The organism is Streptomyces sp. NPDC043896 (genome assembly GCF_056435605.1).
Map to the genome: position 1 here is coordinate 61498 of NZ_JBWKEE010000032.1, position 21944 is coordinate 83441.

General features: G+C 73.0%; 23 protein-coding genes. 14 read left to right on the top strand and 9 right to left on the bottom strand.

Going from position 1 to position 21944, the window contains the following annotated elements:
• Positions 1–19: 19 nt before the first annotated feature.
• The 5 genes from AC069X_RS33795 to AC069X_RS33815 form a co-directional block, all read right to left on the bottom strand.
• Positions 20–667: a LysE family translocator gene (locus tag AC069X_RS33795; RefSeq protein WP_478734753.1), complete on the bottom strand. Its 648-nt coding sequence runs from the start codon at positions 665–667 to the stop codon at positions 20–22.
• A gap of 5 nt (positions 668–672) precedes the next feature.
• Positions 673–1074 (bottom strand): nuclear transport factor 2 family protein, encoded by a 402-nt coding sequence (locus AC069X_RS33800; protein ID WP_478734755.1) that lies wholly within the window; start codon positions 1072–1074, stop codon positions 673–675.
• Between the two features lie 81 nt (positions 1075–1155).
• On the bottom strand, positions 1156–2781 hold the full coding sequence (locus tag AC069X_RS33805) for a serine/threonine-protein kinase (RefSeq protein WP_478734757.1): 1626 nt from the start codon (positions 2779–2781) through the stop codon (positions 1156–1158).
• Between the two features lie 259 nt (positions 2782–3040).
• On the bottom strand, positions 3041–3523 hold the full coding sequence (locus AC069X_RS33810) for a MarR family winged helix-turn-helix transcriptional regulator (RefSeq protein WP_478734759.1): 483 nt from the start codon (positions 3521–3523) through the stop codon (positions 3041–3043).
• Positions 3516–4187 (bottom strand): DJ-1/PfpI family protein, encoded by a 672-nt coding sequence (locus tag AC069X_RS33815; RefSeq protein ID WP_478734761.1) that lies wholly within the window; start codon positions 4185–4187, stop codon positions 3516–3518. The genes AC069X_RS33810 and AC069X_RS33815 overlap by 8 nt, the downstream gene beginning before the upstream one ends.
• 164 nt (positions 4188–4351) lie before the next feature.
• Between AC069X_RS33815 and AC069X_RS33820 the strand changes: the two genes are divergently transcribed.
• The 3 genes from AC069X_RS33820 (at position 4352) to AC069X_RS33830 (ending at position 7234) form a co-directional block, all read left to right on the top strand.
• The gene (locus tag AC069X_RS33820; RefSeq protein ID WP_478734763.1) at positions 4352–5704 is read left to right on the top strand and encodes an aminotransferase class III-fold pyridoxal phosphate-dependent enzyme; all 1353 of its coding nucleotides are present in this window, start codon (positions 4352–4354) and stop codon (positions 5702–5704) included.
• 108 nt (positions 5705–5812) lie between these two features.
• The gene (locus AC069X_RS33825; RefSeq protein WP_478734765.1) at positions 5813–6484 is read left to right on the top strand and encodes a GntR family transcriptional regulator; all 672 of its coding nucleotides are present in this window, start codon (positions 5813–5815) and stop codon (positions 6482–6484) included.
• 99 nt (positions 6485–6583) lie between these two features.
• On the top strand, positions 6584–7234 hold the full coding sequence (locus tag AC069X_RS33830; protein ID WP_478734767.1) for a hypothetical protein: 651 nt from the start codon (positions 6584–6586) through the stop codon (positions 7232–7234).
• Between the two features lie 105 nt (positions 7235–7339).
• On the opposite strand, the gene AC069X_RS33835 is transcribed toward AC069X_RS33830, so the two are convergent.
• A complete protein-coding gene (locus AC069X_RS33835; protein ID WP_478734769.1) occupies positions 7340–8065 on the bottom strand; it encodes an SLATT domain-containing protein in 726 nt (241 codons plus the stop codon).
• Positions 8066–8339: 274 nt separating this feature from the next.
• Here AC069X_RS33835 and AC069X_RS33840 point away from each other — a divergent pair, with 274 nt between their 5' ends.
• From AC069X_RS33840 to AC069X_RS33850, 3 genes are all read left to right on the top strand, one after another.
• A complete protein-coding gene (locus AC069X_RS33840) occupies positions 8340–8684 on the top strand; it encodes a YbaB/EbfC family nucleoid-associated protein (protein WP_478734771.1) in 345 nt (114 codons plus the stop codon).
• Between the two features lie 61 nt (positions 8685–8745).
• Positions 8746–9345 (top strand): recombination mediator RecR, encoded by a 600-nt coding sequence (recR, locus tag AC069X_RS33845; RefSeq protein WP_467890255.1) that lies wholly within the window; start codon positions 8746–8748, stop codon positions 9343–9345.
• Positions 9338–10012: a DUF5063 domain-containing protein gene (locus AC069X_RS33850; RefSeq protein ID WP_478734773.1), complete on the top strand. Its 675-nt coding sequence runs from the start codon at positions 9338–9340 to the stop codon at positions 10010–10012. Before recR ends, AC069X_RS33850 begins: the two co-directional genes overlap by 8 nt.
• A gap of 85 nt (positions 10013–10097) precedes the next feature.
• On the opposite strand, the gene AC069X_RS33855 is transcribed toward AC069X_RS33850, so the two are convergent.
• The gene (locus AC069X_RS33855; RefSeq protein WP_478734775.1) at positions 10098–11000 is read right to left on the bottom strand and encodes a hypothetical protein; all 903 of its coding nucleotides are present in this window, start codon (positions 10998–11000) and stop codon (positions 10098–10100) included.
• 211 nt (positions 11001–11211) lie between these two features.
• Between AC069X_RS33855 and AC069X_RS33860 the strand changes: the two genes are divergently transcribed.
• The 4 genes from AC069X_RS33860 (at position 11212) to AC069X_RS33875 (ending at position 15661) form a co-directional block, all read left to right on the top strand.
• Positions 11212–12492, top strand: coding sequence for an aspartate kinase (locus AC069X_RS33860; protein WP_007264986.1), 1281 nt, complete (start codon positions 11212–11214; stop codon positions 12490–12492).
• The gene (locus AC069X_RS33865; RefSeq protein WP_478734777.1) at positions 12489–13565 is read left to right on the top strand and encodes an aspartate-semialdehyde dehydrogenase; all 1077 of its coding nucleotides are present in this window, start codon (positions 12489–12491) and stop codon (positions 13563–13565) included. Before AC069X_RS33860 ends, AC069X_RS33865 begins: the two co-directional genes overlap by 4 nt.
• A gap of 168 nt (positions 13566–13733) precedes the next feature.
• Positions 13734–14513 carry a SigE family RNA polymerase sigma factor gene (locus tag AC069X_RS33870; RefSeq protein ID WP_478734778.1) on the top strand — a complete coding sequence of 260 codons (780 nt, stop codon included), beginning with the start codon at positions 13734–13736 and terminating at the stop codon, positions 14511–14513.
• The gene (locus AC069X_RS33875) at positions 14510–15661 is read left to right on the top strand and encodes a hypothetical protein (protein WP_478734780.1); all 1152 of its coding nucleotides are present in this window, start codon (positions 14510–14512) and stop codon (positions 15659–15661) included. The genes AC069X_RS33870 and AC069X_RS33875 overlap by 4 nt, the downstream gene beginning before the upstream one ends.
• Here the strand turns inward: AC069X_RS33875 and AC069X_RS33880 are convergent.
• Positions 15639–16469: an SURF1 family protein gene (locus AC069X_RS33880; RefSeq protein ID WP_478734782.1), complete on the bottom strand. Its 831-nt coding sequence runs from the start codon at positions 16467–16469 to the stop codon at positions 15639–15641. The genes AC069X_RS33875 and AC069X_RS33880 overlap by 23 nt on opposite strands.
• 43 nt (positions 16470–16512) lie before the next feature.
• On the bottom strand, positions 16513–18348 hold the full coding sequence (locus AC069X_RS33885; protein ID WP_478734784.1) for a S9 family peptidase: 1836 nt from the start codon (positions 18346–18348) through the stop codon (positions 16513–16515).
• Between the two features lie 108 nt (positions 18349–18456).
• Here AC069X_RS33885 and AC069X_RS33890 point away from each other — a divergent pair, with 108 nt between their 5' ends.
• The 4 genes from AC069X_RS33890 to AC069X_RS33905 all read left to right on the top strand — a co-directional run bounded on the left by AC069X_RS33890 (position 18457) and on the right by AC069X_RS33905 (position 21853).
• Positions 18457–18624, top strand: coding sequence for a hypothetical protein (locus AC069X_RS33890; RefSeq protein ID WP_164720908.1), 168 nt, complete (start codon positions 18457–18459; stop codon positions 18622–18624).
• A 141-nt stretch (positions 18625–18765) separates the two neighbouring features.
• Complete coding sequence (gene codA / locus AC069X_RS33895; RefSeq protein WP_478734786.1) at positions 18766–20091, top strand: cytosine deaminase; 1326 nt, start codon at positions 18766–18768, stop codon at positions 20089–20091.
• Between the two features lie 10 nt (positions 20092–20101).
• Positions 20102–20695, top strand: a complete 594-nt coding sequence (locus AC069X_RS33900) for an HD domain-containing protein (RefSeq protein WP_478734788.1) — start codon at positions 20102–20104, stop codon at positions 20693–20695.
• Between the two features lie 30 nt (positions 20696–20725).
• Positions 20726–21853, top strand: a complete 1128-nt coding sequence (locus AC069X_RS33905) for a hypothetical protein (RefSeq protein WP_478734790.1) — start codon at positions 20726–20728, stop codon at positions 21851–21853.
• The last annotated feature ends 91 nt before the right edge of the window (positions 21854–21944 follow it).

Below are 21944 nucleotides of genomic sequence, written 5' to 3' on the forward strand. Positions count from 1 at the left end.
CCCGCCCCCTACCGGGGAGCTACGCCGTGGACGTGGCCACGCGGACCCCGAACCCGATCAGGACGATCCCCGTCACCCGGTCCATCGCCCGGCGGACGCGCGGTCGCGTGAAGAACCGCCGGGCGCGCGACAGGACGTAGACGTACGTGCTCAGCCAGGCCAGCGTCAGCAGGACGTGGACCAGGACGAGGAGGGCCATCCCCGCCGCCGGGCTCAGGTCCGGCGGCGCGAGGGTGGGCAGCAGGCCGGTGTAGAACACGGCGATCTTCGGGTTGAGGGCGTTGGCGACCAGCCCGGTGCGCCAGGCGCTGCCGCCCCCGCCGACGCGCCCGCCCCCGGGACGGCCGCCGGTCTCCCGCGCCGTGTCGTCCAGGCCCGCCCCGGCGCCCGGCCGGCGCAGCGACTGCGCGCCGAGGAAGCAGAGGTACGCGGCCCCGGCGAGCTTGACCACCAGGTACACCTCGGCCGACGCGGCGAGCAGCGCGGCGAGTCCGGCGACCGTGAGGGCGCCCCACAGCAGCAGCCCGGCGGCGATCCCGCCGACGGTGCGCAGTCCGTCGGCCCGTCCCCGTGAGACGGCCCGGCGGGTCACGATGGCCATGTCGGGACCGGGTACGAGGGTCAGCAGCGCCAGAACGCCGGTCGCCGCGACGAGTTGCGTGAGCACACGGCTCAGTCTGCCACCAGCGGTTCGACGTAAACGGCCCTCCAGCGGGGCGCGGGGTCCTGTCCAGGGCTGGTCCAGTACTCGCGGGCGCCGACGACCAGTCCGTCCCGGATCGTCCACAATGAGACGGCCCGGTAGAGGACGTGGTCCTCGGGTATCTCCACCTCGGTGACGACGAGGTCCCCGTCCCCGAGGATGCGCAGGACCTCCACCGATCCGACGGACCGTTCGCCGGTGGTGTCCCCCTCGTCGCTGAGCACGGCGATGAAGTTGGCTCTGCCGACGATGCGTTCGCCGCTGACCGGCCACTCGATGACCGCGTCCTCGGCGACGAGCCCGGCCACGCCGTCCCAGTCGCGCGCCTCGATCCGCTCCCACAGTCGTGCCACTACCTTCAAGGGCTCCATGTGCGGCAGTGTGCGGTGGGCCCGTCGCAGCCAACAACCTCTGTTTGCAGGCTTATTGACTTCGACACAAACGGCCCGCGACTACTCCCTGTAATACGTGAGAGGGGGGTTGGACCCCGCGTCCAGCTCGCGGAGCAGGCCCCCGTCCGGCAGCGGCCGCAGTCGGCTCCGGCCGCCGGGAGTGCAGGTGGGAGGGGCCCCGGAGGTGACGGTGGAGGCCTCCAGTTCCACCGGGTCGGAGGCGCCGCGCAGGGAGGCCCGCCAGGAGCACGAGTAGGCGGGGTGGTCGACCCGCAGGGTCATGACGGAGTCGCCGACGGCGCCCTCCCCGAGGGTGAGGTGCCAGTCGGCGGAGCCGGAGACGGCCCGCCAGGTACCGGCGTAGGACGGGGGCAGCCGGCCCGGGGTTCCGTTTCCGGTGCTCGCGGCGGTGGGGCCGGATCCGGGGCCCGGCTCGACCGGGGCGGTGGCGGTGCCGGGGGTCCTGGGAGTACCGGGGGCCGTGACCGGGGGCGGGGTCGCGGGGTCCTTGCTCATCACCGCGTACACCGCGCCGCCGGCGGCCGCCGCGACGACGACGGCGACCGCCACGAGGAAGCCCGTCGACGCGGTGTTCGGGCGGGACGCGGGGACGGCGGGCGGCGGCTCGTAGGGGTGGACGGGCGCCGGGAGGCCGGCGGCCGCCGCCGGAAGGGTGCCGGGCAGGAGGGAGGTGGCGGCGACGCCGTCCGGCCCGGACGCCCCGGCCGGCGCTACCGGGACCCCCTGCGCGGCAGCCCCGGGCCCGGCGTCCTCGCGGTCGAGGAGCTGGACGGCCCGCCGCCCCAGCTGGGCCACGAGCGGTGCCGGAAGCCAGGGCTCCAGGGCCCGCCCGCCGGCCACCGTGTCGCCCGCCCCCACCCGGGCCAGGACCGCCCCGGGATCGGGGCGGGCTGCGGGGTCCTTGCGCAGGCAGTCCGCGACGAGGTCACGCAGCCCGTCCGGTACGCCGGCCAGGTCCGGTTCGGCTTCGACGATGCGCAGCAGCAGCCCGGCGGTCCCGCCAGGGTGTGCGGCGTCGCCGAAGGGCAGCCGCCCGGTGGCCGCGTACGCCAGGACGGCGCCGAGGCAGAAGACGTCGCAGGCCGGGGTGGCCCGTTCGCCGCGCACCTGCTCGGGGGCCATGAACCCCGGGGAGCCGACGAGTTGCCCGGTCCGGGTCGTTCCGCCGTCGACGGCGTCCAGGGGGCGGGCGATGCCGAAGTCGATGACGCGCGGGCCGTCGATGGTGAGCAGCACGTTGGAGGGCTTCAGATCGCGGTGGATCAGCCCGGCGCGGTGGATGTCCTGGAGGGCGTGCGCGAGTCCCGTCGCGAGGATCCGTACGGTGCGGGCGGGGAGCGGGCCGAAGTCGTGGGCCACGACCTGGCGCAGGCTCGGTCCGGCGACGTACCCGGTGGCGAACCAGGGCGTCGCCGCCTCGGTGTCGGCGTCGAGGACGGGCGCGGTCCAGGCGCCACTGACGCGCCGGGCGGCGGCGACCTCCTGGCGGAACCTGGAGCGGAACTCCTCACGGGGGGCCAGGCCGGGGTGGACGAGCTTGACCGCCACCGTGCGGCCGCGGTCGGAGCGGGCGAGGTAGACCTGGCCCATGCCGCCGGCCCCGAGGCGGGACAGGAGCCGGTACGGGCCTACGTGGCGCGGGTCGGTGGAGCGCAGCTCTTCCATCGCCGGGTGGTCCCTTCGCCCTGGGCTGGCCGGTCGGGGCGAGCGTAGTGCGGAGCGCTCCACCGGGGAGGCCGGACGCGGTTTCCGGGCCCTCCCCTGCCAGGGCCTCCCCGGGTCCCCCCTGCCAGGGCCTCCCCGGCTCCTCCACTGCCAGGCTCCCCCGCCAGGGCCTCCCCAGACCCTCCCCTTCCAGACCCTCCCCTTCCAGGCCCTCCCCTTCCAAGCCCCCCCGCCAGCCCCTCGCCAGACCCTCCTGGGTTCAGCCGCCGTCCTGATCCTCCGCCGTGATCGTCGCCAGGGCCGCCGAGAGCCGGTCCAGGGCGGCGACCGCCTCCGCGAAGCCGGCTTCGCCGAGGGTCTCCGTCAGGCGGGTGGCCAGTGCCGCGTGCCCCGGGTCGATGCGGGCGATCGCGGCGCGGCCCGCCTCCGTCGGGCGGAGCAGCTTCGCGCGCCGGTGGGCCGGGTTCGTCACGTACTCGGCGAGGCCGTCGGCCGCCAGCAGGTCGGCGACGCGCTGCACGCTCTGCCGGGTGATCCCCATGGCCCGGGCGATGCCCGCGACCGGCAGCGGCGCCCGCAGCACGGCGCCCAGGACCTGCCAGCGCGCGGCCGTCAGCCCGGCCGGGCGGGCCAGTTCCTCGGAGATGGCGAGGAACTGGCCGTTGAGCTGGAAGACGCCGAGGGCGGTACGGCTCAGCAGGTCCTGCCGGGCCCGGACGGAGAGGGGTTCCGGCTCAGGCATCGCCGGCCTCCGCGGCCGCCATCAGGACGGGGAAGGCGCTCGCGTCGGAGTCGTGGAAGAGGCGGTACCACGCGTCGAGCACGTCCGGCTTGTACGCGCCCAGCCGGGCGAAGACCTCCCGGGCGAAGGCCACCGGCTCCGTCGGACCGGCGGTGATCAGGTCGCCCGCCGTCACGGCGTCGGCCTCGACGTACTGCCCCGCGCCCCCGTACCCGGGCTGTCCGGCGAGGTAGAAGGGGGCCGCGCTGGTGTGCGGCCGGTCGTCCAGCAGGCCCTCCCGGGCGAGGCCCGCCGTGGCTCCGCAGATGGCCGCGACGGGCACGCCGGCCGCCAGGAACTCGCGGGCCTTGGCGGCGAAGGGGGACAGATCGTCGCCGGAGTCCCAGAGCTCGGCGCCGGTCAGGATCAGCAGCGAGGAGTCCTCGGGCCGCAGGTCGGCGAGGGACAGGTCGGGCAGGATCCGGACCCCGCCCATCGTGGTCACCGGGGTGTCCGCGGCGAAGCCGACCGTCCGGACCACGTGGCCGCGCTGGGCCAGGTGCGCGGTGGTGTGGCCGGTCTCCCAGTCCGCCCAGGTGTCGTAGACGGCGAGGTGGACGGGCTTGGCGTGGGCCCCGGTCGGCTGGGCGTGGGCCTGGGTCTGCTGGGCGTGGGTCTCGGTCATGGTGATCGCCTCCGGTCTGCAGGACGAGCGCTATGACAGAAGGCTGTCATGTTGACAGCATGCTGTCAATGATGTGGCCGGCAGACAGACTGCCGAGGGCAGCCCCCCACCCCCATACAGTCCGCCGATATCCCTTCCCACCTGCGCACTTCTAGCGTGACCGCATGACCCCTCATGTCACCGGCGCGTCCGTCAAGGCCGCCGACCGCGCTCACGTCTTCCACTCGTGGTCCGCCCAGGCCCTGATCGACCCGCTGGCCGTCGCCGGCGCCGAGGGCTCGTACTTCTGGGACTACGACGGGAACCGCTTCCTCGACTTCTCCTCCCAGCTGGTCAACACGAACATCGGCCACCAGCACCCCAAGGTGGTCGCGGCCGTGCAGGAGCAGGCCGGCCGGCTCTGCACCCTCGCGCCCGGTTTCGCCGTGGACGTCCGCTCCGAGGCCGCACGCCTCATCGCCGAGCGCACTCCCGGCGACCTCGACAAGATCTTCTTCACCAACGGCGGCGCCGAGGCCGTCGAGAACGCCGTACGGATGGCCCGGCTGCACACCGGCCGCCAGAAGGTGCTCTCCGCCTACCGCTCGTACCACGGGGCCACCGCCGCCGCGATCAACCTGACCGGCGACCCGCGCCGCTGGCCGTCGGACACCGCCTCGGCCGGCGTCGTCCACTTCTGGGGCCCGTTCCTCTACCGCTCGCCCTTCCACGCCACCACCGAGGCGGAGGAGTGCGAGCGCGCCCTCGCGCACCTCGCCGACACGATCGCCTTCGAGGGGCCGCAGTCCGTCGCCGCGATCATCCTGGAGTCGGTGCCGGGCACCGCCGGGATCATGACCCCGCCGGACGGCTACCTGGCCGGGGTGCGCGAGCTCTGCGACCGCTACGGCATCGTCTTCATCCTCGACGAGGTGATGTCGGGCTTCGGGCGCACCGGCGCGTGGTTCGCCGCCGACCACTGGGACGTCACGCCTGACCTGATCACCTTCGCCAAGGGCGTGAACAGCGGCTACGTCCCGCTCGGCGGCGTCGCCCTCTCCGCCGCCATCGCCGAGACCTTCGCCACGCGCCCCTACCCGGGCGGACTGACCTACTCCGGGCACCCCCTCGCCTGCGCCGCCGCCGTCGCCACGATCAACGTGATGGAGGAGGAGGGCATCGTCGAGAACGCCGCCCGCATCGGTGCCGAGGTGATCGCCCCGGGCCTGGCCGACCTCGCCCGGCGGCACCCCTCGGTCGGGGAGGTCCGCGGCCTCGGCGTCTTCTGGGCGCTGGAACTCGTCCGTGACAAGGAGACGCGCGAGCCGCTCGTCCCGTACAACGCCTCGGGCGCCGACAACGCTCCCATGGCCGAATTCGCGGCGGCCTGCAAGGCGTCCGGGCTGTGGCCGTTCGTCAACATGAACCGGACGCATGTCGTCCCCCCGTGCACGGTCACGGAAGCCGAGGCCAAGGAGGGCCTGGCCCTGCTCGACGAGGCACTGACGGTGGCCGACCGGCACACCGCCGGGGCCTGAGGGTCCGGATAGCGGGCGGTATATCCGTATTCCGGCCACGGACCGCTCGGTTTCAGCCGCGCTGTCTGGCCTAAGGTGTCCGAAGTCCTACGGAGGAGACGGACCCCTATGCCAGGCAGCCGGAGCGGAGGTGTCACCCGCAACACCCTTCGGCAGCAGATCGCGGACGCGCTGCGTGACGAGGTGCTCGCGGGGCGTCTCCCCCCGGGCACCGAATTCACGGTCAAGCAGATCGCCGAGCAGTACGAGGTCTCCGCCACCCCGGTGCGCGAGGCGCTGGTCGACCTCTCGGCGCAGGGGCTGCTGGAGTCGGTGCAGCACCGGGGCTTCCGAGTGCGGGTCTTCACCGTCGACGACTTCCGGGGAATGATCGAGGCCCGGACGCTGATACTCGACGGCATCTTCCGGCGCCTCTCGGAACGCGGCACACCGCCCGGTACGGGTGAACTGCTGGTGTCGGTGCGCCGCCGCGCGGAGGAGGCGCGGCGGGCGGTGCGCAGCGGTTCGCTCGAAGTGCTGATCGGCTACGACCTGCGGTTCTGGCGGGAGCTCAGCGAACTGGTCGGCAACACCTACATCTCGGATTTCCTGCACCGCATCCGCGTGCAGTGCTGGGTGTTCTCCGTGCCCCACCTCCAGGAGGCCCCGGAGCTGCGCGCCGCGCTGTGGGACGGGCACAACGAGCTGGTGGACGCGGTGACGCTGGCCGACGCGGACGAGGTACGGCGCATCGTGCGCGCGTACAACCAGCACGGGCTGGACTGGGCCGCGGGCCTCTGAGGCCGCCGCCCGCCCGGCCGGGTTCTGCGCACCCCTTCGCGGAGCGTGTCCGGCGCATTACTCTGGCCCGATCGGCGGCAACGACTGATCGGAGCCCGCGTGGCCTGTGACCTGTGGTTGGTCCCCCTTGTCGACGTGCTGTGCCACAGCCCCGACAACCCCTTCGCGGAAGAGATCGCCTCGTACGACAAGGCGCTGGGCGAGGCGGGCCTGCCGTCGGTGCCCGTGTTCGCGTACATGCCCGGCCTGAGCGGGGACGTGGCCCCGGTGGCCGGCTTCGACTACGACGCCCTGCACTTCCTGCGGCGGGCGTACCTGCTCCAGATCTGCGGGCTGCCGGTGACCCCGGTGGACGAGCTGGGCGGGGACTACGAGCAGCTGCTGGAGATGTTCGAGGCCACCGCGCAGCAGTCCCACCTGGTGTGGCACTACGACCACGCGGGGGCGTACGTTCCGGTGGACTTCCCGGCGCCGCTGGCCAACGAGGAGCTGCTCGCCGGGGGCGGCCCGCTGGGGTCGGCGCAGGGGCTGCTGCGGGAGCTGGCCTTCGTGGCCCCCGCGATCGGGATAGACCCGGCGAACCCGCCCGCCGCGCCGGCGCCGCCCGGGGGGCCGACGTCGCTGGAGGAGCCGGCCGGGCCGATCCCGTACGACGCGAGCCCCTTCGCGCGGGAGCGGCACGTGTGGCTGGGCCTGCACGCGGCGGCGACCCGCAGCCTGGGCCAGGGCTCGATGATCATCTTCAGCTGACGCGCCGGGCCGCGCCGGGCCGCGCCGACGCCGCCGCGGCTGGCCGTCACCGTGCTCCCGAGCCCACCCCCTCCGACGGCCTCCGGGGCGCGCCGTCGGAGGGGATCAGCGGGGCTGCTCCGGGGGCCGCTGGCGCGGCATGTTCGGGCGGGTGCCCGGAGGCAGCGGGAAGCGGGCCGGGGGGATGCCCGGGTCCGGGCGGGCGGGCGCGCCGGCCAGGGACTGCATCAGCAGCGGCGCCGGACCGGCCCGGAATTCCACCATCCAGTCGGCCGTCTCCGAGCGCACGAGTTCCGTGACGTCCTCCGAGAAGCGGCGCAGCACGGTCAGGCAGCGCTCGGCGGCCTCGCTGGCCGTGCCCTCGGTGGGGCCCAGCACCTCGCGCACGTTCTCGGAGGCCCAGTCGAACTGGAGCGTCTGCAGCCGCCGCTGCACCGCCTGCGCCGTCGCCACGTCGCGCATCCACCCGGACGTCAGCCCGAAGAACCGGTCGCAGGCCAGGCAGGCCGCGGCCAGCAGCAGGCACAGGTAGCCGTACGAGGCCGCGCCCGGCGCCGAGCCCGTCAGCTCCAGCAGCGGCATCGCCGCGCCCGTGACCGCCCCCACGGCCGCGCCCGCCCGCAGCGTCCGCGCGCCCCGGCGCTTCCAGGCCCGGTCGGACAGGTACCACTCGGCCGTGCGCAGCGCGTCGGCCTCCACCCGGCGGTAGAGCTCGTCGAGCCGCTCGGCGGGCTCGCCCCAGTCCCCGAGAGGGAACGGCCGGCCGGTCAGGTCGCCGTCCTCTGCGGGATCCCGGGGTGGCCCCTCGGGCTGCATCTCCGGCTGGCTCACCCGGCACTCCCTCTGCCTGCGCTGACGTGTGATGCGCGTGTGCGCAATGGTGCGCATGCTCTTCCTACCTTCGAATGACGCGCGATGGGCAACGAATCCCGGGTTTTCCGCCCACAAGGAGGGCTCCATCAGGTACGCGCACGCCCGGGGTCTCACCCGAAAGAGTTGGTCCTCCCGGCGTAGGGCGCGGCGCCCGGGGAGCACGTAGGCTCGGATTGACCGAGCCTTCCCCGAAGGCGATCCGCAGCCGTTGTGACGTACGGAGTGAGTACCTGTGATTCCCGGTGGTGGCCAGCCCAACATGCAGCAGCTGCTCCAGCAGGCCCAGAAGATGCAGCAGGACCTCGCGGCGGCCCAGGAGCAGCTGGCCGCGGCCGAGGTCGAGGGCCAGGCCGGCGGCGGCCTGGTGAAGGCGACCGTCACCGGTTCCGGTGAACTGCGTGCCCTCGTCATCGACCCGAAGGCCGTGGACCCGGAGGACACCGAGACCCTCGCCGACCTGGTGGTCGCGGCGGTCCAGGCGGCCAACGAGAACGCGCAGGCGCTCCAGCAGCAGAAGCTGGGGCCGCTGACCCAGGCCCTGGGCGGCGGCAGCGGCATCCCCGGCCTGCCGTTCTAGGCAGCCCCTTCCGCACCGCACACCCGCACACACCAGCGCAGAAACGAAAGAAGGCAGTCCGTTGTACGAAGGCGTGGTCCAGGACCTGATCGACGAACTGGGCAGGCTGCCCGGCGTCGGGCCCAAGAGCGCGCAGCGGATCGCCTTCCACATCCTGCAGGCCGAACCCACCGACGTCCGGCGCCTCGCGCACGCGCTGCTGGAGGTCAAGGAGAAGGTCCGCTTCTGCGCGGTGTGCGGGAACGTGGCACAGGAGGAGCGGTGCGGGATCTGCCGTGACCCGCGCCGCGACACCGCGGTCATCTGCGTGGTCGAGGAGCCCAAGGACGTCGTCGCGATCGAGCGGACCCGCGAGTTCCGGGGCAAGTACCACGTCCTCGGCGGCGCGATCAGCCCGATCGAGGGCGTGGGCCCCGACGACCTGCGCATCCGCGAGCTGCTGGCACGACTGGCGGACGGGACGGTCACCGAGCTGATCCTCGCGACCGACCCGAACCTGGAGGGCGAGGCCACCGCCACCTACCTCGCCCGCATGATCAAGCCCATGGGCCTGAAGGTCACCCGCCTGGCCAGCGGGCTCCCCGTCGGGGGAGACCTGGAGTACGCGGACGAGGTCACGCTCGGGCGGGCCTTTGAAGGAAGGCGACTTCTCGATGTCTGACGCAACGCTGCACGCCCTGGGCCAGGATCCGGACGACTTCGCCGGCCAGATCGCGGACCAGATCGAGTCCTTCATCGTCGCGGTCACCGAGGTGGCCAAGGGCGAGGACCCGGACAGCGCCGTTCCCTTCCTCCTCCTGGAGGTGTCCCAGCTGCTGCTGGCGGGCGGCCGGCTGGGCGCGTACCAGGACGTCCTGCCCGAAGAGCGCTACGAACCCGACCTGGGCCCGGAGCCGGACGTGGACGACCTGCGCGAGCGGTTCGCCCTGATGCTGGAGCCGGTCGACGTCTACTCCGAGGTCTTCGACCCCTACGAGCCGCGGAAGGCCCCGGTCGCGCACCGGATCTCCGACGACCTGGCCGATGTGGTCGCCGACCTGCGGCACGGGCTCATCCACCTCCAGGCGGGCCGGGTCACCGAGGCCCTGTGGTGGTGGCAGTTCTCGTACTTCACCAACTGGGGCCCGACGGCGTCGGCGATGCTGCGCGCCCTCCAGTCGCTGATCGCGCACGTCCGTCTCGACCAGCCGCTCGCGGCCCTGGACGGCCTGGACACGGACGAGGACATGACGGAGGACGACCTCGCGGAGCAGGCGGGCGCGGTCATGGCCGAGGAGCTCGGCCGGCTGGGCCGCCGTCCCGCGGCCCGGCCGGTGGCCGACCGGTAGGGGTCGCCCCGGCGGGCGGGCGGAACGGGCGAACGGACAGGACCGGCCGAGCCGGTCCTGTCCGGCAAGACCCGGGAGGGGTGGCCTATGCGCACTTCACGCTGACCATGGCCTTGTTGGACATCTTGCCCTCGTTCGGCTTCAGGATCTCGATCTGCTGCCAGAGGTTCACGGTGGTGCCGGCGGCACTGAGCCCGGTGGAGGACGAGCTGCTGGTCGTCTTGGACCCCGCGGCGTCGAAGTTGAGGATCTGGGGCCCTCCGACCCCGCCGTCGCTCCGGAGCCAGCGGAAGATGACCTGGCCCGCGGTGCTGGTCGTGATGGTCCCGACGAAGTTGACGGAGGCGGGCGTGCACTTCACGGCGCCGGGAGGTGTCTCGGCGGCCACGCTCACCAGGCTGACCTTCGCCCCGTCGATGTTCGGGTCGGCCGGCTTCGTGCCTTCGCAGAACTGCTTGAGCGCCGCCGCCGACCCCTCCTTGTGGCCCTTCTCGAAGTTCGGGTCGACCGCGGTCAGGCCGGGCTGCGGCTTGGCCTCGCAGTTCTTCTTCACCAGTTCGAAGCCGGCCTTGTACCCGGCGGCGTACTGCTCCTCGGGGGTCTTGGGCGTGCCCGCCCCGTCCGGCGGTTTCGGCGGCGAGGTGCACTTCACCGCGTCGCCCTCGTCCGGGTCGGCGGTGTACTGGCCGTAGGCCATGTTCTTCGATTCGAACGTTCCGGACTTCGACACGCCGACCGTCTTGCTCTGGCCGGTGTCGGAAGTGAGGGCGACCTCGTCGGCCCCGCGGAATCCGGAGCCCTTGAGGGTGTAGCGGGTCGTGCCGTCGGCCTTGGTGCCGCTCTTCTGGAGGGCGCACGCGCCGACCGGGAGCACGGAGGGGCCGTCGGCCGTTCCCGTCGCGGCTCCCAGGGCCGCGGCGGCCGGCGCGAGGGCGACGGAGGAGGCCAGCAGGGGAGCGAGGAGTGAGAGGCGGCGTGAGCGGTTCATCCTTCTTTCCTCCCGTGAGGTACGAGACCGGGGGATGGGGACAGAAGGGCCCTTGCGCGGCATGCCGTCCACAATTTTACGCCCGGACGGCCCTTGACACCATGATCACAGGATGAACCGTTCATCTCATGATGTGGTACCCGTCGGCCGTATCGCGGTCGCTCGTTAGACTGACCCGCGACCGCAGTACTGGATTGAGCGAGGAGCGCACGTGGGCCTTGTCGTGCAGAAGTACGGAGGCTCCTCCGTAGCCGATGCCGAGGGCATCAAGCGCGTCGCCAAGCGGATCGTGGACGCCAAGAAGAACGGCCACCAGGTGGTCGTCGTGGTTTCCGCGATGGGCGACACGACGGACGAGCTGATCGATCTCGCCGAGCAGGTATCCCCGATGCCTGCCGGGCGTGAGTTCGACATGCTGCTGACCGCCGGAGAGCGGATCTCCATGGCCCTGCTGGCCATGGCGATCAAAAACCTGGGACACGAGGCCCAGTCGTTCACCGGCAGCCAGGCAGGCGTGATCACCGACTCGGTCCACAACAAAGCGCGCATCATCGATGTGACGCCGGGCCGTATCCGCACCGCGCTGGACGAGGGCAACATCGCCATCGTCGCCGGCTTCCAGGGTGTGTCCGCGGACTCCAAGGACATCACCACCCTCGGCCGCGGCGGCTCGGACACGACCGCCGTCGCGCTCGCCGCGGCGCTGGACGCCGAGGTCTGCGAGATCTACACGGACGTCGACGGCGTCTTCACCGCGGACCCCCGCGTCGTGAAGAAGGCCCGGAAGATCGACTGGATCTCCTCCGAGGACATGCTGGAGCTCGCGGCCTCCGGCTCCAAGGTGCTGCTGCACCGCTGCGTCGAGTACGCGCGCCGCTACAACATTCCGATCCACGTCCGTTCGTCCTTCTCCGGACTGCCGGGTACCTGGGTCAGCAACGAGAAGCCCGAGTCGCAAGGGGACGAGCAGGTGGAGCACGCCATCATCTCCGGAGTCGCCCACGACGTCTCCGAAGCCAAGATCACCGTCGTCGGCGTTCCGGACAAGCCGGGCGAGGCCGCGGCGATCTTCCGCGCCATCGCGGACGCCGAGATCAACATCGACATGATCGTCCAGAACGTGTCGGCGGCCTCCACGGGCCTCACGGACATCTCCTTCACCCTCCCCAAGACCGAGGGCCACAAGGCCATCGACGCCCTGGAGAAGGCGAAGGCCCAGATCGGCTTCGACTCCCTGCGCTACGACGACCAGATCGGCAAGATCTCCCTGGTCGGCGCGGGCATGAAGACCAACCCCGGGGTCACCGCCTCCTTCTTCCAGGCGCTGTCCGACGCGGGCGTCAACATCGAGCTGATCTCCACCTCGGAGATCCGGATCTCGGTCGTGACCCGCCAGGACGACGTCAACGCGGCCGTCATCGCCGTCCACACGGCGTTCGGCCTCGACTCCGACAGCGACGAGGCCGTCGTCTACGGAGGCACCGGACGATGAGCCCGCACCGGTCGGCCCCGGCCCCGGCGCTCGCCGTGGTCGGGGCGACCGGAGCGGTCGGATCGATCCTGCTCCAGATCCTGTCCCAGCGGGCGGACGTCTGGGGCGACATCCGCCTGATCGCCTCGCCGCGCTCGGCCGGCCGCGTGCTGGCCGTCCGCGGCGAGGAGACCGAGGTGATCGCTCTCACCGAGGACGCCTTCGAGGGCCTCGGCGCGGGCGACGTCGTGCTCTTCCTGACCCCGGCCGAGGTGTCGGCGCGCTGGGCCCCCGTGGCCACCGCGCGCGGAGCCGTCGTGGTGGACCAGTCCGCCGCCTTCCGGGAGGACCCCGAGGTGCCCCTGGTGGTGCCCGAGGTGAACGGCCACGCCGTACGCCACCGCCCGCGCGGGATCGTCGCGGGCCCGGACTGCGTGACCGCCGCGATGATCGCCGCCGTGGGCGCGCTGCACTCCGAGTACGGGCTGACCGAGCTGGCCGTCTCCTCGTACCAGGCCGCCAGCCGGTCGGGCCGGGCCGGCGCCGAGGCGCTGCGCAGGCAGCTGACCCAGGTCGCCGGGAGCCCCCTCGGGGAGCTGCCCGGGGACGTGCGCCGTGCCGTGGGCGAGGACACCGGGCCCTTCGCGGCGCCGCTCGCGCTGAACGTGGTGCCCTGGTCCGGTGAGCTGCGCGCGGACGGCTGGTCCTCGCACGAGCTGGCCGTCCGGGCGGAGACCCGGCGGATCCTGGGCCTCCAGTCGCTGCCGGTCGCCGTGACCTGCGTACAGGTGCCCGTGGTGACGGGGCATTCCCTGACGGTGCGGGCCCGGTTCGAGCGGGAGGTGGCCGCGGCGCACGCCAGGGAGGTCCTGGAGGCGGCGCCCGGGGTGGTCCTCGTCGACGATCCGGCGGCGGGTGAGTTCCCGACGCCGGCGGACGCGGCCGGTACCGACCCGGCGTGGGTGGGGCGGCTGAGGGGCTCGCTCGACGACCCCAGGGCCCTGGAGTTCTTCGTCTGCGCGGACAATCTACGCAAAGGCGCCGCATTGAATGCGACCCAGATCTCAGAACTGATCGCGGGTGAATTCGCGTAATTCGCTTTGTAGGATCGGTTCGATCCCTTGATCAAGGTGATGGCCCGACTGCCGCCTGGATGAATGGGGCAATCGGGAAGAGCGGGTACGCATGAAGGCAATGAGGAAATTGCTGAATACTCTGCCTCGCGCGTACAACCCTGACGGGGGGACGCGTGTCCAACGGGCGTGGCAGAGGCACTGTTGGACGTGGCCGTCCTACCGGCACGGAGCGGGATCGTTCCACCGCGCCGGCGCCCAGGCGCGTCCGGCGGCGGCTTCCCTGTGATCGTGCCCGTCCCGCCGGCCAGCGTGCCGCACATCGCACCACCGACCCGGGGCGGCCGCGTGCCCTCGCCCCGCGATAGCGCGGACACCGCGACGAGCCCGCAGCCGGCGGAGGCCCCTCCGGCCGAGTCCCTCCCGGGGGACGGGACCGGGACCGGCGCCGGGGCCGAGCGGACCGTCGTGGCCGGCACCACCGTCGACCACCTCACCGAGACCTACCAGGCCCACTACCGGTCCCTGCTGGGCCTGGCCGCGCTCCTCCTCGACGACACCGCCTCCTGCGAGGACGTCGTCCAGGAGGCCTTCATCCGTGTCCACTCCGCCCGCAACAGGGTGCGGGACCGGGACAAGACCCTGGCCTATCTCCGCCAGACCGTGGTCAACCTCTCGCGTTCCGCGCTGCGGCGCCGCATCCTCGGCCTGAAGCTGCTGTCGAAGCCGATGCCGGACATGGCCAGCGCCGAGGAAGGGGCGTACGACCAGCTGGAGCGCGACGACCTGATCAGGGCGATGCGCGGACTCCAGCGCCGTCAGCGCGAAGTGCTCGTACTGCGCTATTTCGCGGACATGACGGAGGTCCAGGTCGCCGAGACGCTCGGGATATCGCTCGGCTCGGTCAAGGCGTACGGATCGCGGGGCATTGCCGCGCTGAGGGTGGCGATGGAGGCTGCGCAGTCATGAGGGACGACCACAAGAACCCGCCCGGCCCCGCCGGGGCGGCCGCCACGGCCGACGAGCAGGCGCTGCGCAGCCTGCTGGCCGGGGCCGTGCAGGGGCTGGAGCCCTCCGAGGGGGCCCTGGAGCGGCTGCGGCACGCGGTCCCCGCGCGCCGGGCCCGCAAGCGTCAGGCGCTCCTCGCGACGGCCGCGGTGGCGCTGCTGGCCGGTACCGCCGTCCCGGCCCTGCTGCACCTGGGCTCCGAGGACGGGACGGCGGCCGGACACTCGGCCATGGCCGGCCACGGGGAGGCGCCGCACGCCAAGCCGGGCGCCCCCACCGAGCCCCGCCAGAACGGCTCCGACGCCCTGACCGGCCCCAGGCCTGCCAGGTCCGCCGGCCAGGGCCAGCAGGCCGGCGGAGCGCGGCCGTCCCCGCAGGCGAGCGGCTCCCCCTCCGGCGGCGCCGTCGCGGGTCCCTCCGGCACCGGTGCGGGCCTCCCCACCGGCGCGGCCGGTCACGGCCCGCTCCCCCCGGTGGGCGCGGCCCCCGGGGTGCCGGAGTGCACGGTCGACCAGCTCGGCGTGTCGGGCAGCGCCCGCGCCCCCGAGACCGACGGGAAGGTCTACGGCAGCTTCAAGGTCACCAACGTCTCCGCCCGGGGGTGCGCCGTCTCCGGCCCGGACACCGTGACCGCCGCCTCGGTGGCACCCCAAGGTCCGCCCTCCGCACCGGCGGCCGCGCCGCCGGTGACGGTCACGGGCCACACGGCGGGCGACCCGGCGAGCGCGCTGCTGCCCGACCCGTCCGCGGAGGCCCCGGTGGTGCTGCTCCAGCCGAACACCGCCTACGAGGTGCGGTTCGCCTGGGTGCCCTCCGACCGCTCCTGCCCGGCGGCGACGTCGGCCCCGACCCTCAAGCCCCGGCCGGAGGGCGGCGCCGCCCAGCCCGCCACCGGCGAGCAGAGAGCCCCCGCCGGCGATACGGCGCCCGCGGGCGCCGACGCCGGCCCGGCGAAGGAAGCGAAGACCGGATCGGCGGACCAGGAGGCGGCCGGGGTGGAGGTCTCCCACACCCCGGGACCGGGCGCTCCCGTCACCCAGACCACCATTCCGGCGGCCTGCGGCGGCACGGTCTACCGCACGGGCCTCATTCCGCCGGGCGCGCCGTAGCCGGCTCCGGCTCGGGATCCCCGGCGGCGTCCGTGGCGGCCCCGGCGGGTGCCGCGGCCGGCAGCAAGCCCGCCTCGGCGTCGCGCAGGGTCTCCACCTCGCGGCGGTAGAGGCGGAACCACATGAACAGCACGAAGGCGACGAAGACGAACCACTCGCCGGTGTAGCCGAGGTTCTGGAAGGCCTTCAGGTCGAGCCCGGTGTTGTTCGGCGCCTTCGCGGGCACCGGGGTCATCCCGTCCACCGGGGTCTGCACCGTCAGCCAGGCGTCGTACAGCGGGTCGTGCACCAGGTTGACCAGCGTGGCCGCCCCGATCACCCCGAGCTGGCCCGGCGGCAGCCCGCCCTGGGCGTGGACGCCCTTGGTGCCGGAGTTCTCCGAGGACTGGAGGGCACCCGTCACCTCGACCCGCCCGGTCGGCGGAGCCGGTGCCTTCGCCGGGTCGGCCGCCCCCGGCAGCCAGCCCCGGACCACCGGGACGGTCTTCCCCGAGTCGGTCCGCAGCAGGGTCAGGACGTAGAAGCCGGGCTTGCCGCCGAGGTCACGTTCGGGGACGAGCAGCTGCTGCCCGTACTCGCCGGCCGTGGCCGCCAGCCGCCCGGAGGTCCTGGTGTCCACCGGCAGCAGCGAGTCCAGGGGCTCGGCCGCCTGGGCGGCGGGCCGCTCGGCCTGCGCCTCCTTGTGGCTGCCGACGCGGTCCTCGAACCGGCCGAGCTGCCAGGTCCCCATGAACAGGCAGAACGGGATGGCGAGCGCGACGAAGACGTTGATCCCCCACCAGCGCGGGGTCAGGAGAAACCGGTGCACCCCACCAAAGGTACGGGGGGTGCACCGGGAGCCCTGTGCCGGGTCAGCGCGGCAGGCCCTGCGGCAGGTGCTTGAGCGCGAATTCGAGGTCCATCCGGACCTGCTTGATGCGCTCCTCCACCACCAGCGAACCGTGCCCCGCGTCGTAGCGGTACACCTCGTGGACCGCGCCGCGCGCCGCGAGCCGGTCGACGTAGTTCTCGATCTGCCGGATCGGGCAGCGCGGGTCGTTCACGCCCGCCGCGATGTGCACGGGAGCCTTCACCGCGTCCACGTACGTCAGCGGCGAGGACGCCTCGAAGCGCTCCGGGACCTCCTCGGGCGTACCGCCGAAGAGGGTGCGGTCCAGCGCCTTCAGCGCCTCCATCTCGTCGTGGTAGGCCGTCACGTAGTCCGCCACCGGCACGGCGGCCAGCCCGACCGCCCAGTCGTCGGGCCGCATGCCGATGCCCAGCAGCGTCAGGTACCCGCCCCAGGACCCGCCCGACAGCACCAGCCGTGCCGGGTCCGACAGGCCGGAGGCCACGGCCCACTCCCGGACCGCAGTGATGTCCTCCAGCTCGATCAGGCCGACGCGGTGCTTGAGGGCGTCGGTCCACTCCCGGCCGTAGCCCGTCGAGCCGCGGTAGTTGACCCGCACCACCGCGAAGCCGTGGTCCAGCCAGGCCGCCGGGGTGGCCGCGAAGGCGTCGGAGTCGTGCCAGGTGGGCCCGCCGTGGATCTCGAAGATCGTCGGGAAGGGGCCGTCGCCGTGCCCCACGGGCCGCTGGGCGAGCGCGTGGATCCGCCCGCCGGGCCCCTCCACCCAGACGTCCTCCACCGGCACCGAGCCGGGCGGCCGCATGCCGGGCGGGTCCAGGACGATCCCGCCCGCGGTGGACCGTACGGCGGCGGGCTCGGCCGCCGAGGACCACTGGTACTCCACCGTCCCGTCCGGGCGGGCCGTCGCGCCCGAGACCGTCCCGGGCGGCGTGTCCACCCGTACGAGCTCCCGCGCGGCCAGGTCGTACCGCCACAGCTCGCTGCGGGCCTCGTAGCTGTGCGCGATGAGCAGGGCGCTGCCGTCCGGGTACCACTCGGCGCTCACGTCGCCGGGCAGGTCCACGGCCAGGTCCTCCTCGGAGCCCGTGGCCACGTCCCACACCATCGGCTCCCAGCGGCCGCGCCGCTGGTGTCCGACCAGCAGCCGGGTGTCCCCGGCGACCGGTGCGAAGCCGAGCACTTCGAGGCCCAGCTCCTCGGTGCCGCCCCGGGAGTCGTCCAGCTCGGCGACGGTGGCGCCGTCGAGGGTGACCACGCGCAGCGCCGAGTGCATGGCGTCGCCGTGCTCCGTGTGCTCGATCGCGAGGAGGGTGCCGTCCCGGGACAGGTCGCCGACTCCGGCGGACTCACGGTGGCGGTAGATCACCTCGGGGGCGTCGCCGCCGGGCCGTACGACGTGGATCGTGGAGCCGTCCTCGTCGGTGGACCGGCCCACGACCGCCGTGCCGTCGCGGCCGATGGCGAGCCCGGCGGGGTAGGAGGGCTCCAGGCCGGGGGTGGCGGGCTCGTCGGGTCCGCCCGCGAAGGGCTGGCGGACCCAGGTGCCGAACTCGTCGCCGTCGGTGTCGGAGAACCACCAGATCCACTCGCCGTCGGGGGAGAGGGTGCCGTCGGTGGTGCCGTTGGGGCGGTCGGTGGCCTGCCGCTGCGTGCCGGTGGATCGGTCCCATGCGTAGAGCTCGTAGGTCCCGGTGACGTTCGAGACGAAGAGGGAGCGGTCGGGGGCGTCCTCGGCCCAGTCGGGCAGGCCCACGCGGGGCGCCCGGAAGCGCTTCTCCCAGTCGGGCATCTCGGAATCGGAGGCTGTTCCGGGGGTCAGGTCGCTGTCGCTGGTCATGCGCTCCATTCTTGCGGGTCCGGCCGTGCGGGCGGCCGGGATGCCGACTGCGCCGAATGGGCGCATCGTGGTGTGGGTACGCCGAACGCTTCCGAGAGGGTGTTGATCATGGCCAAGAAGGCTCGTACCGGCCACCACAGCCACCAGGATTCCGAACGAGCGATGGCGAAGAACACGGCGGCCGAGGCACGTGCCAAGGCCGCGGGCAGAGAAGCCCAGTCGCTCTCCGCGAAGACGCGAGGCATGCAGCAGAAGGCACAGGCCAAGCGCGGCTGAGCCTCGGCACCGGTCACGGCCCGATGTTTCACGTGAAACGTCGGGCCGCGTGCCGGTGTTGGCGCGTACACAAGCCCGCGCGCGTGCGCTCCGCCGTGCGCGTACCCCGGACCGCGTCCCCTCGTGCGTACGCTGGACCGCATGCGGATGATCGTCCGGGGCGCCCGGCTGCTGCACGAAGACGGCCTGTCCGGCCTGTCAGACGTCGAGGTGGCCGAGGACGGCCGGATCGCGCGCGTGCTCCCGCACGACGACCAGAAGGAGCCGCCGGCGACCGGCGTGCTCATCGAGGCCCACGGCGGCCTGCTCACCGCCCCCTTCGTGGAGCCCCACATCCACCTGGACACCGCCCTGACCGCCGGTGAGCCCCGCCCCAACGCCTCCGGCACCCTCTGGGAGGGCATCGCCTGCTGGAGCGAGCGCAAGCGCACCCTGACCCGCGAGGACGTGATCGCGCGGGCCACCGAGGTACTGCGCTGGCAGGCGGCCAACGGCGTGCTGCACGTCCGTACGCACTGCGACGTCACCGACCCGTCCCTCACCGCGCTCGACGCGCTGCTGGAGGTCCGCGACCGGGTGCGGGACGTCATGACCCTGCAGATCGTCGCCTTCCCCCAGGAGGGCATCGTCTCCTTCCCCGACGGAGAGGCGCTGCTGCGCGAGGCGGTGGCTCGCGGCGCGGACGTCGTCGGTGCGATCCCGCACTTCGAGGACACCCGCGAGGACGGCATCGCCTCCCTGCGGACCGCCTTCGCCGTGGCCGAGGAACACGGGCTGCGCGTGGACGCCCACTGCGACGAGATCGACGACGAACAGTCCCGCTTCGTGGAGGTGCTGGCCACCCTCGCCCTGCGCTCGGGCCTGCGCGAGCGCGCCACCGCCTCCCACACCACGGCCATGGGCTCCTACAACGGCGCCTACAGCTTCAAACTCCAGCGGCTGCTGGTCCGTTCCGGCATCAACCTGGTCGCCAACCCCTTCGCGAACCTCAACCTCCAGGGCCGCTTCGACGCCTATCCCAAGCGGCGCGGCCTCACCCAGGTCAAGGAGATGCTGGCCGCCGGGGTCAACGTCGCCTTCGGTCACGACGACGTGATGGACCCCTGGAACGCCCTCGGCACCGCCAACCCGCTCCAGACCGCCCTCCTCGGCCTGTACGCCGCCCAGCTGACCGGCGCGGATGACCTCCCGCTCGCCTTCTCGATGGTGACGGAGCGCGCGGCGCGCGTTCTCGGCCTGTCCTCCTCCGAGTACGGGATCACGCCCGGTGCCCCCGCCTCCTTCGTCCTCCTCCAGGCGCCGGGCCCCGAGGAGGCGATCCGCCGTCAGGTCCGGCCCCGGTACGTGGTCTCGCACGGCAGCATCCTCGCGGAGACCCCGCCGGCCCCGGCCCGGCTGTGGTGGCCGGGGGAGGCGGGCCCCTCGGAGGTGGACTTCACCCGGCGCCCCCGCGACGGCAGGCCCTAAGGTGCGGCCCATGACGTGGACCCTTCACAACCTTGACTCTGACACGGCCCGTTCGGCCTTCGGGATCGCCTCGGAGTACGCCGACGCCTCCCTCCTCAACCACTCCGTGCGCTCCTACGCCTTCGGCGCCGAGTACGCGCGCGTGCACGGGCTCTCGTACGACGCGGAGCTCCTCTATGTCAGCGCCCTGCTCCACGACCTGGGCCTGACCGCGCCCTTCGACAGCCACACCCTGCCCTTCGAGGAGGCCGGCGGGCACGTGGCCCGGCTCTTCACGGCGGGCCTGGGCTGGCCCCCGGCCCGCCGGGCCCGGGCGGAGGAGGTCATCGTGCTGCACATGCGGGACGACGTCACCGCCGCCCAGGACGTCGAGAGCCACCTCCTCCAGGTGGGCACCAGCGCGGACGTCTCGGGCCTGCGCGTGACCGACTTCGACCCCGCCTTCCTGGCCGGCCTCCTGGAGCACTACCCCCGCCTCGGCTTCGGCCCGTCCTTCCTCGCCCTGGTCGAGGACCAGGCGGCCCGCAAACCCGCCTGCGCGGCCGCGTCCTACGTGGCGGGCGGCGCGGCGAAGCGCATCGCGGCGAACCCCCTGGACGCGTGACGCGCCCGCCACTGCCGCGTTGAGGGGTGCGTGAACGCCACGCACCCCTCAACGGAGTATCCCTTCTCGGACGTCGACGCCCTGTCCTTCCGGCCAGTGAGCCTCGGGCAGCACAGCCGTGGCTGGGTGGCCGACGTCAGAGCAGTCGACCTCGTGCCGCTGGCGGCCTCAGTGGACAGTGCACGCCGTCTGTGGGCCAAGCGCGGGTACCTGGCGGACAGTGAAGCCAACCTCGGCCTCGCCGAGATGCTGAGGAGCCGGCCGGCGGACTTCGGGTTCGTCGGGCAGATCGTGCTGGGCGCCGATGCCGTGGAGCTGGTTCCGGGGCCGGGAGTGTTTTCCGACCGCATCCACGTCATCGGACCGGAGTGCATCGACGGCATGCAGAGGCTCAGGGTCATCTCGGAGGCAGCCGGGTGCCTTCCGACCGCCAACCTTGAGCAAGCCGTCATGCAAGTCGCGATTTTCTGCGGCAGGGAACGCCGCAGGGCGCGGGTCCTGTACGACGCGGCCGACCGCTACCGGAATCCGTCGACGGCTCAGGACGGTCTCGTGCGCTGCCCCCACATCCTCCGGCTGATGGAAGCGGACTGGGAGCGGTGGAACTTCGACCCGCGGCGGGGCATCACGACGGGCCCTCAAGGGGAGCGCTTCACCATGGACGAAGTGACGCAGGCCCTTGCCTGTCTGTCCGACCGCCCCGTGCCCGAGGCCGCGAACCTGGTGGCGGCGGCGGAAGGGCGGCAGGCCCTCTGGAGCCGCATCGACTCCCCGCTCTACGGTCAGCTCTTCCACGCGGGCGTGACGCCCCTGGGGGTCGTGCGCGCGCTCGATGCCTGGGGCCGGGCCCGGGAAGCGCTCAACGCCCTGCCCACGCGACTCAAGCAAGGTCACGGCCATCTCATCCGATACGCCCCCGCCTTGATCTGCTGGCTCGCCTGCCGGCGTCTCCCGCTCTTCTCGCTGCATGAGGGCGATTACCACTGGGACGAGGCCATCTCGATGCGTCTGCCCGCCGCGACGGAAGCCGCCGCCGAACTGCTGGTGAGCCGCTACCGCGCGATTCGGCCCGGGGGAGGCCCGTACAAGCCGGAGGCACCGACGATGGGCCTCTGGCTCGAACTCCTCGACGGCCTCCCGCCGCAGCCTCCGCTCTAGGTGTATTGACCCGCAGGGTTGTTAACTCGGCTGATGGGCGGGTGGCCGCCCAGTGCGGTGTGGCAGCGGTGGTGGTTGTAGGTGTGGAGGA

Excerpts from the sequence above, each read along its gene's own strand:
- AC069X_RS33800 (WP_478734755.1), bottom strand. The coding sequence starts at position 1,074 with ATGGAGCCCTTGAAGGTAGTGGCACGACTGTGGGAGCGGATCGAGGCG.
- AC069X_RS33805 (WP_478734757.1), bottom strand. The coding sequence starts at position 2,781 with ATGGAAGAGCTGCGCTCCACCGACCCGCGCCACGTAGGCCCGTACCGG.
- AC069X_RS33810 (WP_478734759.1), bottom strand. The coding sequence starts at position 3,523 with ATGCCTGAGCCGGAACCCCTCTCCGTCCGGGCCCGGCAGGACCTGCTG.
- AC069X_RS33815 (WP_478734761.1), bottom strand. The coding sequence starts at position 4,187 with ATGACCGAGACCCACGCCCAGCAGACCCAGGCCCACGCCCAGCCGACC.
- AC069X_RS33820 (WP_478734763.1), top strand. The coding sequence starts at position 4,352 with ATGACCCCTCATGTCACCGGCGCGTCCGTCAAGGCCGCCGACCGCGCT.
- AC069X_RS33825 (WP_478734765.1), top strand. The coding sequence starts at position 5,813 with ATGCCAGGCAGCCGGAGCGGAGGTGTCACCCGCAACACCCTTCGGCAG.
- AC069X_RS33850 (WP_478734773.1), top strand. The coding sequence starts at position 9,338 with ATGTCTGACGCAACGCTGCACGCCCTGGGCCAGGATCCGGACGACTTC.
- AC069X_RS33855 (WP_478734775.1), bottom strand. The coding sequence starts at position 11,000 with ATGAACCGCTCACGCCGCCTCTCACTCCTCGCTCCCCTGCTGGCCTCC.
- AC069X_RS33865 (WP_478734777.1), top strand. The coding sequence starts at position 12,489 with ATGAGCCCGCACCGGTCGGCCCCGGCCCCGGCGCTCGCCGTGGTCGGG.
- AC069X_RS33875 (WP_478734780.1), top strand. The coding sequence starts at position 14,510 with ATGAGGGACGACCACAAGAACCCGCCCGGCCCCGCCGGGGCGGCCGCC.
- AC069X_RS33885 (WP_478734784.1), bottom strand. The coding sequence starts at position 18,348 with ATGACCAGCGACAGCGACCTGACCCCCGGAACAGCCTCCGATTCCGAG.
- AC069X_RS33890 (WP_164720908.1), top strand. The coding sequence starts at position 18,457 with ATGGCCAAGAAGGCTCGTACCGGCCACCACAGCCACCAGGATTCCGAA.
- codA (WP_478734786.1), top strand. The coding sequence starts at position 18,766 with ATGCGGATGATCGTCCGGGGCGCCCGGCTGCTGCACGAAGACGGCCTG.
- AC069X_RS33900 (WP_478734788.1), top strand. The coding sequence starts at position 20,102 with ATGACGTGGACCCTTCACAACCTTGACTCTGACACGGCCCGTTCGGCC.